Annotated in this window: 12 protein-coding genes; 9 read left to right on the forward strand and 3 right to left on the reverse strand. The window is 73.0% G+C overall.

The features are described 5' to 3' along the window. Positions 1 to 77: 77 nt before the first annotated feature. The 5 genes from ACIRSU_RS17560 to ACIRSU_RS17580 all read left to right on the forward strand — a co-directional run bounded on the left by ACIRSU_RS17560 (position 78) and on the right by ACIRSU_RS17580 (position 6,764). The gene (locus ACIRSU_RS17560) at positions 78 to 923 is read left to right on the forward strand and encodes a DegV family protein (protein WP_403792997.1); all 846 of its coding nucleotides are present in this window, start codon (positions 78 to 80) and stop codon (positions 921 to 923) included. Positions 924 to 1,452: 529 nt separating this feature from the next. Then, positions 1,453 to 2,238, forward strand: coding sequence for a helix-hairpin-helix domain-containing protein (locus ACIRSU_RS17565; protein WP_403792999.1), 786 nt, complete (start codon positions 1,453 to 1,455; stop codon positions 2,236 to 2,238). After that, positions 2,235 to 4,700 (forward strand): ComEC/Rec2 family competence protein, encoded by a 2,466-nt coding sequence (locus tag ACIRSU_RS17570; protein ID WP_403793001.1) that lies wholly within the window; start codon positions 2,235 to 2,237, stop codon positions 4,698 to 4,700. Before ACIRSU_RS17565 ends, ACIRSU_RS17570 begins: the two co-directional genes overlap by 4 nt. Before the next feature lie 8 nt (positions 4,701 to 4,708). Beyond that, positions 4,709 to 5,755 (forward strand): MFS transporter, encoded by a 1,047-nt coding sequence (locus ACIRSU_RS17575; RefSeq protein WP_403793003.1) that lies wholly within the window; start codon positions 4,709 to 4,711, stop codon positions 5,753 to 5,755. A gap of 121 nt (positions 5,756 to 5,876) precedes the next feature. Next, the gene (locus ACIRSU_RS17580) at positions 5,877 to 6,764 is read left to right on the forward strand and encodes a YceI family protein (protein ID WP_403793004.1); all 888 of its coding nucleotides are present in this window, start codon (positions 5,877 to 5,879) and stop codon (positions 6,762 to 6,764) included. 6 nt (positions 6,765 to 6,770) lie between these two features. Here the strand turns inward: ACIRSU_RS17580 and ACIRSU_RS17585 are convergent, their stop codons facing one another. After that, on the reverse strand, positions 6,771 to 7,016 hold the full coding sequence (locus ACIRSU_RS17585; protein ID WP_403793006.1) for a hypothetical protein: 246 nt from the start codon (positions 7,014 to 7,016) through the stop codon (positions 6,771 to 6,773). Positions 7,017 to 7,072: 56 nt separating this feature from the next. Here ACIRSU_RS17585 and holA point away from each other — a divergent pair, with 56 nt between their 5' ends. After that, positions 7,073 to 8,062: a DNA polymerase III subunit delta gene (gene holA / locus ACIRSU_RS17590; protein WP_403793008.1), complete on the forward strand. Its 990-nt coding sequence runs from the start codon at positions 7,073 to 7,075 to the stop codon at positions 8,060 to 8,062. 186 nt (positions 8,063 to 8,248) lie between these two features. Here holA and rpsT read toward each other — a convergent pair whose 3' ends face one another. Next, positions 8,249 to 8,515, reverse strand: a complete 267-nt coding sequence (gene rpsT / locus ACIRSU_RS17595; RefSeq protein WP_030211082.1) for a 30S ribosomal protein S20 — start codon at positions 8,513 to 8,515, stop codon at positions 8,249 to 8,251. 186 nt (positions 8,516 to 8,701) lie between these two features. Between rpsT and lepA the strand changes: the two genes are divergently transcribed. The 3 genes from lepA (at position 8,702) to hemW (ending at position 13,986) form a co-directional block, all read left to right on the forward strand. Further along, positions 8,702 to 10,570 (forward strand): translation elongation factor 4, encoded by a 1,869-nt coding sequence (gene lepA / locus ACIRSU_RS17600; RefSeq protein WP_403793010.1) that lies wholly within the window; start codon positions 8,702 to 8,704, stop codon positions 10,568 to 10,570. 235 nt (positions 10,571 to 10,805) lie between these two features. Next, positions 10,806 to 12,680 carry an AMP-dependent synthetase/ligase gene (locus tag ACIRSU_RS17605; RefSeq protein WP_403793012.1) on the forward strand — a complete coding sequence of 625 codons (1,875 nt, stop codon included), beginning with the start codon at positions 10,806 to 10,808 and terminating at the stop codon, positions 12,678 to 12,680. Positions 12,681 to 12,753: 73 nt separating this feature from the next. Further along, on the forward strand, positions 12,754 to 13,986 hold the full coding sequence (gene hemW / locus ACIRSU_RS17610) for a radical SAM family heme chaperone HemW (RefSeq protein WP_403793014.1): 1,233 nt from the start codon (positions 12,754 to 12,756) through the stop codon (positions 13,984 to 13,986). A gap of 156 nt (positions 13,987 to 14,142) precedes the next feature. On the opposite strand, the gene ACIRSU_RS17615 is transcribed toward hemW, so the two are convergent. After that, positions 14,143 to 14,946: a DUF3097 domain-containing protein gene (locus ACIRSU_RS17615; protein WP_403793016.1), complete on the reverse strand. Its 804-nt coding sequence runs from the start codon at positions 14,944 to 14,946 to the stop codon at positions 14,143 to 14,145. Positions 14,947 to 14,953 lie beyond the last annotated feature (7 nt).

Here is a 14,953-nt window from a genome sequence, read left to right on the forward strand (position 1 = left end):
CGCCGGATTCGTGACCGGAGGTCCCGAGGGCGGGGCCGGGCTGCCGGGCGGCGGCCCCGGCGGGTAACCTCCCGCTCATGTCCCGGCATGTCGCGATCGTCACCGATTCCACGGCCTACCTGCCACCCCAGGCAATGGAGCGGCACGCCATCACCGCCGTTCCGCTCACCGTCGTCATCGGCGACCGTGCGCTGGAGGAGGGCACCGAGATCTCGGCCCGCTCGCTCGCGGAGGCGCTGCAGAAACGGCGCGCGGTGACCACCTCGCGGCCCGCCCCCGAGGTCTTCGCGGCGGCCTACCGCCGCGCCGCCGAGGCGGGTGCCGACGGCATCGTCTCGCTCCATCTGTCCGGCGAGTTCTCCGGCACGTACGACGCCGCCGTGCTCGCCGCCAAGGACGCGCCCGTGCCCGTACGGGTCGTCGACACCCGGATGGTCGGGATGGCCCTCGGCTTCTGCGCCCTGGCGGCGGCGGAGGTCGTGGAGGCGGGCGGCTCGCTCGACGAGGCCGTCGCGGCCGCCGAGAAGCGGGCCGAGAGCACCTCCGCCTACTTCTACGTCGACACCCTCGACTATCTGCGCCGCGGCGGGCGCATCGGCGCCGCCCAGGCGCTCCTCGGCTCCGCGCTGGCCGTGAAACCGCTCCTCGAACTCGAGGGCGGGCGGATCGAGCTGCGCGAGAAGGTGCGTACGGCTTCCAAGGCCATCGCCCGCCTGGAGGAGATCGCCGTCGAGCGGGCCGGAAGCGGGCCCGTCGACGTGGCCGTGCACCACCTCGCCGCGCCCGAACGGGCCGCCGTCCTGGCCGAGCGGCTGCACGAACGCCTGCCGGCCATCGAGGACCTCCAGGTCACCGAGGTCGGCGCGGTCATCGGCGCGCACACCGGGCCGGGGCTGCTCGCGGTCGTCGTCTCGCCGCGCTGACGGCCCGCCGAGGGCGTCCAAACCCGTCGGAAGGGTGACGGAGTTATCCACAACCGGGTGGTTGTCCACAGAAGTTGAGGCGCCCCGGCACAGCCCCCTTCCGGTCCCTACCGTCGGATCCATGACTCTTCGCACAGACATCGGATCACGACGCGGCGCGGCTACGAGCGGACCCGGGCGAGCGCCCGGTTCGGACGGCCGCGCCAAGCGGCGCACAAGGGCGGCACGACCCGGCAGGCACGCGGCGGGCGCGGTCTCGGAGGCGGTACGTCGCCGGGGCGAGGCGCTGTTCCCGGCGACGGCGGCCCCGCCGGAGCCCCACGTGCCCATGCCCGCACCTTCACCCATGCCCGCAGCTTCACCCGTACCCGCAGCTTCACCCGTACCCGCACCTTCACCCGTACGCGCGCCCGGACTCGCACCGGCGCCTGGACTCGCACCCGGGCGTGCACCCGCACCCGCGCCTGGACCCGGGCGTGCACCCGCACCGGCACCCGCGCCCGCCCCTGCCCGGCCTCTGCCTTCGCCGTTGCCTCCACCTCTGCCGCCGGCGGACCCACCGGACCCACCGGACGCGTCGGCACCACCGGACCCGCCGGGGATCCGGGCCCGGGAGCGGTTACGGCTCGCGCTGCGCGAGCGGATGCCGCTGTGGGTGCAGTCCCGGTGCGGGCTGGAACGGCGCTCGCTGGCCGCCCTCGCGGTGGTCCTGGTGGTGGCCGCCGGAGGAGCGGGGATCTACTTCTGGACCGGGCGGCCGCAGCAGGTCAGGGCGCCGGAGGTGGTCGTGGCGGCGCGGCCGCTGCCCGAGGCGGAGCCCGCGCTGCCGGAGTCCGCGGCCCCGTCGCCGACCGCTGCGGCCGCCGCGAGCGCGGTGGTCGTGGTGGACGTCGGCGGAAAGGTGCGCAGGCCCGGCGTGTTCACCCTGCCGGCCGGGTCCCGCGTCACCGACGCGCTGCGCGCGGCGGGCGGCGTTCGCCCGGGCACGGACATGACGGGCCTCAACCGGGCCCGGGTCCTGATGGACGGCGAGCAGGTCGTGGTCGGGCTCCCGGCCGGGGCCGCTCCGGCGGGCGGTGTGGCCACCGGTGCCGGCGGGGGCCTGGCGCCTCCAGGGCCGGCCGGTCCGCTGAGCCTCAGCACCGCGACCGTGGAGCAGCTCGACGCCCTGCCCGGGGTCGGCCCGGTCCTCGCCCGCCACATCGTCGAGCACCGAACGGAGCACGGGGGTTTCCGTTCGGTCACCGAGCTGCGCGACGTCAACGGGATCGGCGAGCGCCGGTTCGCGGACCTCGCGCCACTGGTCAGGCCATGAGCGGGGACAGCCGCCCGGCGGCGCCTTGGGACGAGGGGCCGGCCGATCTGCGGCTCGTCCCGCCGGCCCTCGCCGCGTGGGGCGGGGCGGCGCTCGCGGTGGGCGTCGCCGGCTGGTGGACGGTCGGGGGTGTGCTGCTCTGCCTGGGCGGGGCCGCGCTGCTCCTGCTGCCGGCGGCACGGGGCGGACTGCGGGCGACCGCCTGCGCCGGAGTGCTGCTGTGCGCGGCCGCCGGAGCCGCGTCCGGCGCCCTGCACGCGGCGGACCTGCGGCGCGGCCCGGTGCCCGGACTCGCCCGCGACGGCGGCCGGGTGACGGTCGACCTGACGGTCACCGCCGACCCCCGGCTCACCCGGCCACGGGTGCGCGGCAGCCGGGCGACCCCGGTGCTGGTGGTCGTCGAGGGCGAGGTGACCCGGGTCGAGGACCGCGACCGCGCGGTGCACCGGACGCGGGCGCCGGTCATGCTGCTCGTCCCCGAGTGGGACGGGCCGGGGGAGGGGCGGCTGGACTGGCAGGCGCTGCTGCCCTCGACCCGGATCGCGGTGACCGGGCGGCTCGCCCCGGCACGGGACGGGGACCCCTTCGCCGCCGTGCTGCGGGCCGACGGCGACGGGCCGCCACGGATCACCGGGCCGCCCAGCGTGCTCCAGCGCACGGCCGGGGAGCTGCGCGCCGGACTGCGCCGGGCGACGGAGGGCCTCGCACCGGACGCGCGGGCGCTGCTGCCGGGCCTGGTGGTGGGCGACACCTCACGGATCGAGCCCGAGCTGAAGGAGGCGTTCGAGGCAACGGACCTCACCCATCTCCTCGCCGTGTCGGGGTCGAACCTCACGATCGTGCTGCTGCTCCTCATCGGCCGGCCCGGCACCGCGCAGCGCGCCGAGCGGGGCGGGCTCGCTCCGAGGATCGGCATGTCGTTGCGGGTCACGGCGCTCGCCGGGGGCGGGCTGACGCTCGCGTTCGTCGTGGTGTGCCGCCCCGACCCGAGCGTGCTGCGCGCGGCGGCGTGCGGGCTCGTCACCCTGCTCGCGCTCGCGACCGGCCGGCGCCGTTCGCTGATCCCGGCGCTCGCCGCCGTGGCGCTCGTCCTGGTGCTCTACGACCCCTGGCTGGCGCGGAGTTACGGCTTCCTGCTCTCGGTCCTCGCCACCGGCGCCCTGCTCACGGTCGCCCCGCGCTGGAGCGAGGCGCTGCGGCGACGCGGGGTGCCGGGAAGGATCGCCGAGGCGCTGGGGGCGGCGCTCGCGGCGCAGGCCGTGTGCGCGCCGGTCGTGGTGGTCTTCGCGGCCCGGATGAGTCTGGTCGCGGTCCCCGCCAATCTGCTCGCGGAGCCCGCGGTGGCCCCGGCCACGGTCCTCGGCTTCGCCGTCCTCGGTCTGGCGCCACTGTGGCCGGGGGCCGCCGAGGCGGTGGCGCGTATCGCGGCCTGGCCCGCCGGGTGGATCGCGACGGTGGCCCGCACGGGCGCGGGCCTGCCGGGCGCGGAGACGGCCTGGCTGGACGGCTGGTGGGGCGGCCTGCTGCTTGCGCTGCTCACCGGGCTCGTGGTGCTCGCCGTGCGGGGGCTGCCGTACCGACGATGGCTGGGCGCGGGGTGTGCCGCGCTGTTGCTCCTGGCGGTCGTCCGGCCGCCGCCGCTGGTGCGGCTGGTCACCGGCTGGCCGCCACCGGGCTGGGTGTTCGCGATGTGCCAGGTCGGACAGGGCGACGCGACCGTGCTCGCGGCCGGCGGCGACGCCGCCGTCGTGGTGGACGCCGGACCGGATCCGGCGCTGGTCGACCGGTGCCTCAGAGAGCTCGGCGTGCGCCGGATCCCGCTCCTGGTGCTCACCCACTTCCACGCCGACCATGTGGCCGGCCTGCCCGGGGTGCTGCGCGGCCGGGCGGTGGGGGTGATCCAGACGACGGGACTCGAAGACCCGCCCTCCCAGGCCGCGTTCGTCCGGCGCACGGCGCGGGCGGCCGGGGTGCCGGTGGTGCGGGCCGCGGCGGGGGAGCGGCGCAGGCTCGGTCCGCTGGAGTGGCGGGTGCTGTGGCCGCGGGCCGGTCCGGGGGTGCGGTGGGTGGACGAGGAGGGCGAGTCGGCGGCGAACGACGCGAGCGTGACGCTGTTCGTCAGGGCCGCCGGCGGGGTGACCCTGCTGCTCCTCGGCGATCTCGAACCCACGGCCCAGCAGCGCCTGTTGCGGGCCTACCCGACGCTGCCGCCCGTGGACGTGCTCAAGGTCGCCCACCACGGCTCGGCCCATCAGGACCCCGGCCTGATACGGGCGGTGCGGCCGAGGCTGGCACTGGTGTCGGCAGGCCGGGACAACCCGTACGGCCATCCGTCCCCGCGAACGGTGGAGGCGCTGAGGGCCGGCGGGGCGCGGGTGCTGAGCACGGACCGGGACGGGGCGATCGCGGTCACGGGCGCGAGCGAAGGGCTCGCGGCGACGCCATCAGGAGAACGCTTGTAAAGGAGATCATGACGGAGCAGCCTCGCAGCATTCAGCTCACCGACCCCCGTGCCCTGCGCGCCTATGCCCATCCGACCCGGATGACCCTCGTGGGCCTGCTCCGGACCAGCGGGCCGTTCACCGTCACCAGGGCGGCCGAGCTGACCGGCGAATCGGTGGCCAGCTGGTCGTACCACGTGTGCAACAGCACGCTGTTCGTGGCGCTCGTCCCCGCCGAGCGGTACGTGCAGGCGAACTCCCTGGTCAACGGCAGCCGTTCGATGGCTTGGCTGGCGGGGCCGGCGATCGGCGGGGTGCTCGTGCAGGTGCTGACCGCGCCGCTCGCACTGCTCGCGGACGCGGCCACCTTTCTGGCCTCGGCGGGCTTTCTCGCCCGGATCAGCCCGGTCGAGCCGGCTCCCGCGCCGGTGCAGAAGGGGCACTTCACCGAGGGCTTGCGCTGGGTCGTGCGGGACCAGTCGATGCGGGCGCTGTTCGCCGCGTGCGGCACGGTGCAGTGCTTTAACTTCATGTTCCACACCCTCTTCGTGCTCTACGTGACGACCGAACTCGGGCTGAGCGCGGGCGTGCTCGGCGCGGTGCTGGCGGCCGGGGCCGTGGGCGGGCTGATCGGGGCGGCGTGTGCCGGGGCGGTGGTCCGGCGGATCGGCGTCGGACCGTCCCTGGTGGCCGGCTTCGTGGGCTTCGCGCTGCCGCTGCTCCTGGTGCCGGCGGCGAGCGGGCCGGTGCCGTCGGTGGCCGGGCTGCTGTTCGCGGCGGAGTTCCTCTCCTGCGCCGGGGTGATGCTGGCCGACATCGCGGTCGGTTCCTTCCAGATGGCGCTGATACCCGACGCGATACGCGCCCGCGCGATGGGAGCCTTCCGGACGCTCAACCACGGCTTCCGTCCACTGGGCGCGCTGCTCGGTGGTCTGCTCGGCACGGCGCTCGGGCTGCGCCCGACGCTGTGGCTGGCGACGGTGGGCACGCTGCTCGCGGTCGTCTGGGTGCTGCCCTCGCCGCTGGCGCGGCTGCGGGAGCTACCGGAGCGGACGCCCGTCGGTGTATACGAGTAAGCGGAATCCCCAATTCGGACTCTCGGTAACACTTCCGCCGTTTGCCTCGAACGGGGCAACGGTGATCGAATGCGTCTTCGTTGAAACGGAAACGTCAGCGGTTTGTCCGGGGGTACGGGAAGTGTTCGGTCTGTTCGGTAAGCGTGGTTCGGGAGCCTCCCGGGGCGGCCCGCTCGCGGGACTCGCGGTCCCGCCGTCGGCGGGTCTCCTCAGCTGCCGGGTGCTCGATCCGGTCAGCGAGCCAGTCCGTCAGGCCGAGTTCGTGGTCAGCGACGCTGCGGGCCGCAAGGTCCTGGCCGGTGAGACCGACCCGTACGGCAGCGTCCTCGCGACCGTGCCGGCCGGCGAGTACCGGCTCGCGATCACGTCCGAGGGCTACACCCCGTACCACGGCAACGCCGTCGTCAACGAGAGGGGTCACGCCGGCCTCGGCGACGTCCGGCTCCAGGTCGCGCCGCAGCAGTCGCTGCCCGCGCCCGGCGACTGGGAGATCGACCCGATGCACTCCCAGATCGGGTTCACCGCGCGGCACATCGGCCTCGCCCGCATCCACGGCCGCTTCAACAGCTTCGCCGGAGCGGTCCGGATCGCCGAGCGCATGGAGCACTCCGCGATGCACGTCGTGATCGACGCGGCCTCCATCGACACCGGCGTCCAGATGCGCGACGACCACCTGCGCTCCGGCGACTTCCTCGACGTCGGCGCGTACCCGACGATGGAGTTCTTCAGCGAGCGCTTCGTCCACAAGGGCGGCAGCCGCTGGGCCGTCACCGGGGCGCTCACCCTGCACGGCGTCAGCCGCACGGTCACCCTCGACACCCAGTACCTGGGCCTCGGCAACGGCCTCCAGGGCGAGACGCGCGGCGCCTGCCGCGCGACCACCGAGCTGCACCGCGAGGACTTCACCCTCACCTGGCAGACGCTGCTGGCCCGCGGCATCGCGGCGGTCGGCTCCAGCATCACCATCGACCTGGACATCCAGATCGTCCCGAAGGCCGCGCAGGGCTGAACCGGCCTACGGCTCCTCGCGCCAGCCCTCGTACTCGGCGGCCAGCGCGTCCAGGGCCGCCGGGTCGAGGAGGCCCTCCGGGTCCTCGACGACGACGAGCCACTGGGCGTCCTCGGCGTCGTCCTCGCCGGCGAGCGCGTCGCGGACGAGGCGGGGGTCCTCGGCGAGGACGAAACGGTCGGGGAGTGCCTCGGCGACCTCTTCGGCGGAGTCGCGGTCGGGCAGGACGAGTACGTGTCTCACATCGTTCACGTGCACATTCTCGGCGATGGGGGGAGTGTCGGTGGCGCGTGGGATCCTTGAGCACGATGGCCACCAAGAAGTCCTCCCCCGACGACCTCCTCGCCCCTGTCACGCTCGCCGTGGGCCAGGAGGACCTGCTGCTCGACCGCGCGGTCCGCGAGGTGGTGGCGGCCGCCCGGGCCTCCGACGCCGACACGGACGTGCGCGACCTCACCGCCGACCAGCTGCCGCCCGGCGCGCTCGCGGAGCTCACCAGCCCCTCGCTGTTCGCCGAGCGCAAGGTCCTGATCGTGCGGAACGCGCAGGACCTCGCCGCGGACACCGTCAAGGAGATCAAGGCGTATCTCGACGCGCCGGCCGAGGAGATCACCCTCGTGCTGCTGCACCCGGGTGGCGTCAAGGGCAAGGGGATCCTCGACGCGGCCCGCAAGGCGGGCGCGCGGGAGGTGGCCTGCCCCAAGACGACCAAACCGGCCGAGCGGCTGACGTTCGTCCGGCAGGAGTTCCGGTCGCTCGGCCGGTCCGCCACGCCCGAGGCGTGCCAGTCCCTTGTCGACGCCATCGGCAGCGACCTGCGGGAGCTGGCCTCCGCCGTGGCGCAGCTGACCGCGGACGTCGACGGCACCATCGACGAGGCGGTCGTCGGGCGCTACTACAAGGGCCGCGCCGAGGCGTCGTCCTTCACGGTCGCGGACCGCGCCGTCGAGGGCCGCGCCGCCGAGGCCCTGGAGGCCCTGCGCTGGTCCCTGTCGACCGGTGTCGCGCCCGTCCTGATCACCAGCGCCCTCGCCCAGGGCGTCCGCGCCATCGGCAAGCTCTCCTCCGCCCGCGGCGGCCGCCCGGCCGACCTCGCCCGCGAGCTCGGCATGCCCCCGTGGAAGATCGACCGCGTCCGCCAGCAGATGCGCGGCTGGACCCCCGACGGCGTCTCCCTCGCCCTGCGCGCGGTCGCCGAGGCCGACGCGGGCGTGAAGGGCGGCGGCGACGACCCGGAGTACGCCCTGGAGAAGGCCGTCGTCACGATCGCGCGCGCGGCCCGCATGCGCCGCGCCTGACAACGGGCCCGCGAGCACGACGAAGGCCCCGTCGCCTCCTGGGGAAGGAGAGCGGCGGGGCCTTCGTCGTACAGCTGGGGTGGCTCGTACACGCGTGGCGAACGCGTCTCGCGTACGGAGCCGGGTGGCCGGGCGGGAGCGGTTAGAGGGCCCGCTTGAGTCCCGTACGGCCGGTCACATCAGAGCTCAGCCCTGGAGGGAGGCAACCTTGGTGGCCAGCGCCGACTTCTTGTTGGCGGCGGCGTTCTTGTGGATGACACCCTTCGAGACAGCCTTGTCGAGCTGACGCGAGGCGGCACGAGCGGCAACGGTGGCCTTCTCGAGGTCGCCGGCGGCGACAGCCTCACGGGCCTTGCGGATCGCGGTCTTGAGCGACGACTTGACGGCCTTGTTGCGCAGGCGCGCCTTCTCGTTGGTCTTGTTCCGCTTGATCTGGGACTTGATGTTCGCCACGAAAAGAGCCTTTACAGGTTCGATGTTTCTTCAGGATGCGCCTTGCAAGCTGAGAGGGCATACAAGACACAGCTGTCCACGGTATCAGCCGCTCTCCACACCGCCCAAACCGAGCACCGGGCCGCAGTCATGGGACCATGGACCCTACGTACCCGTTCCGAACACCGCCCGAGACGAGAAGCCTGCGTGCCCGCGACTCCTACCAACGTGCCCGAGCCGAGCCGTACCGACCCGGCTCTGATCCGCAATTTCTGCATCATCGCGCACATCGACCACGGCAAGTCCACGCTCGCCGACCGGATGCTCCAGCTGACCGGTGTGGTCGACCAGCGGCAGATGCGCGCCCAGTACCTCGACCGGATGGACATCGAGCGTGAGCGCGGCATCACGATCAAGTCCCAGGCGGTCCGTCTGCCCTGGGCCCCCACCGAGGGGTCCGAGCAGGGCCGGACGCACATCCTGAACATGATCGACACGCCTGGGCACGTCGACTTCACCTACGAGGTCTCGCGCTCGCTCGCCGCCTGCGAGGGCACGATCCTGCTGGTGGACGCGGCCCAGGGCATCGAGGCGCAGACCCTGGCCAACCTCTACCTGGCGATGGAGAACGACCTCACCATCGTCCCGGTGCTCAACAAGATCGACCTGCCGGCCGCCCAGCCGGAGAAGTTCGCCGAGGAGCTGGCCAACCTCATCGGCTGCCAGCCGGAGGACGTCCTCAAGGTCTCCGCCAAGACGGGCATGGGCGTCGAGGCGCTGCTCGACCGCGTCGTCCGCGACATCCCGGCCCCCGTCGGCGTCGCCGACGCCCCGGCCCGCGCGATGATCTTCGACTCGGTCTACGACTCGTACCGCGGCGTCGTCACCTACGTCCGAGTCGTCGACGGCCAGCTCAACAAGCGCGAGCGCATCCGGATGATGTCGACCGGCGCCACCCACGAGCTCCTGGAGATCGGCACCAACTCGCCCGAGATGCTGCCGGCCGACGGCCTCGGCGTCGGCGAGGTGGGCTACCTGATCACCGGCGTGAAGGACGTCCGCCAGTCCAAGGTCGGTGACACGATCACCTCGCAGTCCAAGGGTGCCGTGGAAGCGCTCGGCGGCTACAAGGACCCGAAGCCGATGGTCTTCTCCGGTCTGTATCCGCTGGACGGCTCGGACTACCCCGAGCTGCGCGACGCGCTCGACAAGCTGCAGCTCAACGACGCCGCGCTCGTCTACGAGCCGGAGACCTCCGCCGCCCTCGGCTTCGGCTTCCGCGTCGGCTTCCTCGGCCTGCTCCACCTGGACGTGATCCGCGAGCGCCTGGAGCGCGAGTTCGGTCTCGACCTGATCGCCACCGCCCCCAACGTGGTCTACCGCGTGGTCATGGAGGACGGCAGCGAGCACACGGTCACCAACCCGAGCGAGTTCCCCGAGGGCAAGATCAGCGAGGTGTACGAGCCGGTCGTGCGCGCCACGATCCTGGCCCCCACCGAGTTCATCGGCTCGATCATGGAGCTCTGCCAGACCCGGCGCGGCACCCTCCTCGGCATGGACTACCTCTCCGAGGACCGCGTCGAGATCCGCTACACCCTGCCGCTGGCCGAGATCGTCTTCGACTTCTTCGACCAGCTGAAGTCCAAGACCCGCGGCTACGCCTCGCTCGACTACGAGCCCACCGGCGAGCAGGCGTCCAGCCTGGTCAAGGTCGACATCCTGCTGCACGGCGACAAGGTCGACGCCTTCTCGGCGATCACCCACAAGGACGCGGCCTACGCGTACGGTGTGCGGCTCGTCGCCAAGCTGCGCGAGCTCATCCCGCGGCAGGCGTTCGAGGTGCCCATCCAGGCCGCCATCGGCTCCCGGGTCATCGCCCGTGAGACCATCCGCGCCATCCGCAAGGACGTCCTCGCCAAGTGCTACGGCGGTGACATCTCCCGTAAGCGGAAGCTGCTCGAGAAGCAGAAGGAAGGCAAGAAGCGGATGAAGATGGTCGGCTCGGTGGAGGTTCCGCAGGAAGCCTTCATCGCCGTCCTGTCCAGCGACGAGTCGGCGGGCAAGGCCAAGAAGTAGCCGAGCCCCGCCCCGACGAGGTGCTCGCGAGGCCGCCACCAGGCCCTCGCGAGGTCACCACGAGGCCGACACGAACGGGTCTGCGCGCCGATGGCGTGCAGACCCGTTCGTTATATGCAAGCTCTTACGCGCCAGTCCAACGCGCTCTACTCTGAAGCCGCCTGAAGGTTACTCGCCAGTTAGATACGCCTAGTTGCGCCCCGCCTGACCGCACCGCCGCCGCCCGGAGGACGTCGTGAGCGACACCCAGACCCTGATCGAGAACCGGCCGCCGTCCGTCGCGGCGCTCTTCCTTGAGCGCGTCGAGCGGACCCCCGACGCGGAGGCGTACCGCTACCCGGTCCCCGCCGCCGGTCAGGGCCCCGACGAGTGGAAGTCGCTCAGCTGGGCGCAGGCCGCCGAGCGCGTCCACGCCATCGCCGCCGGCCTCATCGATCTCGGCGTCCAGCCGGAGGAGCGGGTCGCACTCGCCTCCGCCACCCGCGTCGAATGGATCCTCGCCGACCTCGGCGTCATGTGCGCCGGCGCCGCCGTCACCACGGTCTACCCGCAGACCAACGCCGAGGAGTCGGCCTTCATCCTCTCCGACTCCGAGTCGCGCGTGCTGATCGCCGAGAACGCCGACCAGCTCGCCAAGGCCGTCGAGCGCCGCGCCGACCTGCCCCACCTCCACCACGTCGTCGTCATCGACGCCGAGGGCGCCGACACCTCCGAGGAGTGGGTGCTGACCCTCGCCGACCTGGAGGCGCGCGGCAAGGCGTACCTGGAGAAGCACCCGGAGGTCGTCAAGGAGCGCGTCGGGGCGATCAGCCGCGAGCAGCTCGCCACCCTCATCTACACCTCCGGCACCACCGGCCGCCCGAAGGGCGTCCGGCTGCGCCACGACAGCTGGTCGTACATGGCCAAGGCCATCGCCGCCACCGGCCTCGTCACCCAGGACGACGTCCAGTACCTGTGGCTGCCGCTCGCCCACGTCTTCGGCAAGGTGCTCACCTCGGGCCAGATCGAGGTCGGCCACGTCACCGCCGTCGACGGCCGCATCGACAAGATCATCGTGAACCTGCCGATCGTGCAGCCCACCTACATGGCCGCCGTGCCGCGCATCTTCGAGAAGGTCTACAACGGCGTCGCCGCCAAGGCCCGCGAGGGCGGCGGGGCCAAGTACAAGATCTTCCAGTGGGCGGCCGGCATCGCCCGCGAGTACGCCAAGGTCACCCAGGACAACTTCCGCCGCACCGGCACCGCCTCCGCGCCCTTCGGCCTCGCCGCCAAGCACAAGGTCGCCGACGCGCTCGTCTACAAGAAGCTCCGCGAGGCCTTCGGCGGCCGGCTGCGCGCCGCCGTCTCCGGCTCCGTCGCGCTCGCCCCCGAGATCGGCTACTTCTTCTCCGGTGCCGGCATCCACATCCTGGAGGGCTACGGCCTCACCGAGTCCTCCGCCGCCTCCTTCGTCAACCCCGGCGAGGCCTACCGCACTGGTACCGTCGGCAAGCCGCTGCCCGGCACCGAGGTCCGCATCGCCGACGACGGCGAGATCCTGCTGCGCAGCCCCGGCATCATGGAGGGCTACCACGGCCTGCCGGAGAAGACCGCCGAGGTCCTGGAGTCGGACGGCTGGTTCCACACCGGCGACATCGGCGAGCTGTCCGCCGACGGCTACCTGCGCATCACCGACCGCAAGAAGGACCTCTTCAAGACCTCCGGCGGCAAGTACATCGCCCCGACGGAGATCGAGGGCCAGTTCAAGGCCGTCTGCCCGTTCGTCTCCAACATCGTGGTGCTCGGCGCCGACCGCAACTACTGCACCGCGCTCATCGCCCTCGACGAGCCCGCCATCCAGGGCTGGGCCGCCGAGCACGAGCTCGGCGGCAAGTCGTACGCCGAGGTCGTCGCCGCCCCGCAGGTCGAGAAGCTCATCGAGGGCTACGTCGGCCGCCTCAACGAGGGCCTCCAGCGCTGGCAGACGATCAAGAAGTTCCGCCTGCTGCCGCGCGACCTGGACGTCGAGCACGGCGAGCTCACGCCGAGCCTGAAGATGAAGCGGCCGGTGGTGGAGCGGACCTACCAGCACCTGATCGACGAGATGTACGAGGGCGCGCGGGAGGCGTAGGCCCCTGGCCTGCGGGTTCAGGAGTTATCCACAGGCCCGGCGGAGATGTCGGGCGGTACGGGACAATGGCTTCATGCCTTCCGTACTGCCCGATGGTGAGCCCATGCCCGAGGACGGGGCGCTGCCCGCCCACGCCCTTGAGGGCGCCGGGGAGCGACCTCTCGGGTTCTATCTGCACGTGCCGTACTGCGCCACCCGGTGCGGTTACTGCGACTTCAACACCTACACCGCGAGCGAGCTGCGCGGTGCCGGCGGCGTGCTCGCCTCCCGGGAGAACTACGCCGGGCAGGTCGCCGAGGAGATACGGCTCGCCCGCAAGGTCCTCGGCGACGACCCGCGCCCCGTGCGGACCGTCTTCGTCGGCGGCGGCACGCCCACGCTGCTCGACGCGGGCGACCTCGTGTCGATGCTCGGGGCGATCCGGGACGAGTTCGGGCTCGCCGACGACGCCGAGGTGACGACGGAGGCCAACCCGGAGTCCGTCGACCCCGCGTATCTCGCCACGCTGCGCGAGGGCGGCTTCAACCGGATCTCCTTCGGCATGCAGAGCGCCCGGCAGCACGTGCTGAAGATCCTCGACCGCAGCCATACGCCCGGGCGGCCGGAGGCGTGCGTCGCGGAGGCGCGGGCCGCCGGCTTCGAGCACGTCAACCTCGACCTGATCTACGGCACGCCCGGCGAGTCCGACGACGACTGGCGGGCCTCCCTCGACGCGGCGATCGGCGCCGGACCCGACCACATCAGCGCCTACGCGCTGATCGTCGAGGAGGGCACCCAGCTGGCCCGGCGCATCCGGCGCGGCGAGATACCCATGACGGACGACGACGCCCACGCCGACCGGTACCTGATGGCGGAGGACGTGCTCTCCGGAGCGGGCTTCCAGTGGTACGAGGTCTCCAACTGGGCCACCTCCGACGCCGGCCGCTGCCTCCACAACGAGCTCTACTGGCGCGGTGCCGACTGGTGGGGCGCCGGACCGGGCGCCCACAGCCACGTCGGCGGCGTCCGCTGGTGGAACGTGAAGCACCCGGGCGCGTACGCGGCGGCGCTGGGCTCCGGCAGGTCGCCGGGGGCCGGGCGCGAGGTCCTGTCGGACGAGGACCGGCGCGTGGAGCGGGTGCTCCTCGAGCTGCGGCTGCGGGAGGGCGTCGAGCTGGGACTGCTGAAGCCGGCGGGCCTGGCGGCGGCGGAGCGGGCGCTGGCGGACGGCCTGCTGGACGCCGCGCCGTACGCGGCGGGGCGGGCGGTGCTGACGCTGCGGGGCCGGCTGCTGGCCGACGCCGTGGTGCGGGACCTGGTGGACTAGGGCGCCGGCACCGCCGCCGCGCAGGGAGCCCAGGCGCGACAGGCGGGCGCCGTTCCGTTGTGCCCACCCGTTCCGCCCGGGGGTCCCCCCAGGCGGAGTCTGGGGGGGGAGGAACGACTGCCCACAACGGAACGGCGAGGGCCGGACAGACGCCCCCTACGGCGCCGTCACGAAATCGATCAGTTCCTCGACCCGGCCCAGCAGCTCCGGCTCCAGGTCCTTGTACGAGCGCACCCGCGACAGGATGTGCTGCCACGCCGCGCCCGTGTTCTCCGGCCAGCCGAGGGCGCGGCAGACGCCGGTCTTCCAGTCCTGGCCGCGGGGGACGGTGGGCCAGGCCGGGATGCCGAGGGCGGCGGGCTTCACGGCCTGCCAGACGTCGATGTAGGGGTGGCCGACGACGAGGACGTCGGGGGAGGAGACCCGGGCGGCGATGCGGGACTCCTTGGAGCCCTCGACCAGGTGGTCGACCAGGACGCCGAGGCGGGCGTCCGGGGCCGGGGCGAAGTCGGCGACGATGGCCGGCAGGTCGTCGACACCCTCCAGGTACTCGACGACGACGCCCTCGATCCGCAGGTCGTCGCCCCAGACGCGCTCCACCAGCTCGGCGTCGTGGCGGCCCTCGACGTAGATCCGGCCCGCCCTGGCGACCCGGGCCCGGGCGCCCGGGACGGCGATCGAGCCGGAGGCGGTACGGGTGGGGCGCGCCGGGCCGCCCGAGGAGGGGCGGACCAGGGTGACGACCCGGCCCTCCAGGAGGAAGCCGCGCGGTTCCAGAGGGAAGACCCGGTGCTTGCCGAAGCGGTCCTCCAGCGTCACCGTGCCCGCCTCGCAGCGGATCACGGCACCGCAGAACCCGGTCGTGACCTCCTCGACGACGAGGTCACGGTCCGCCGGGACCTCCGGCACGGGGGCCGATTTCTTCCAAGGAGGTGTCAGGTCCGGGTTGTAGCTGCGCATTTGGGGG

It is taken from the genome of Streptomyces sp. NPDC101160 (genome assembly GCF_044768205.1).
GTDB lineage: Bacteria > Actinomycetota > Actinomycetes > Streptomycetales > Streptomycetaceae > Streptomyces.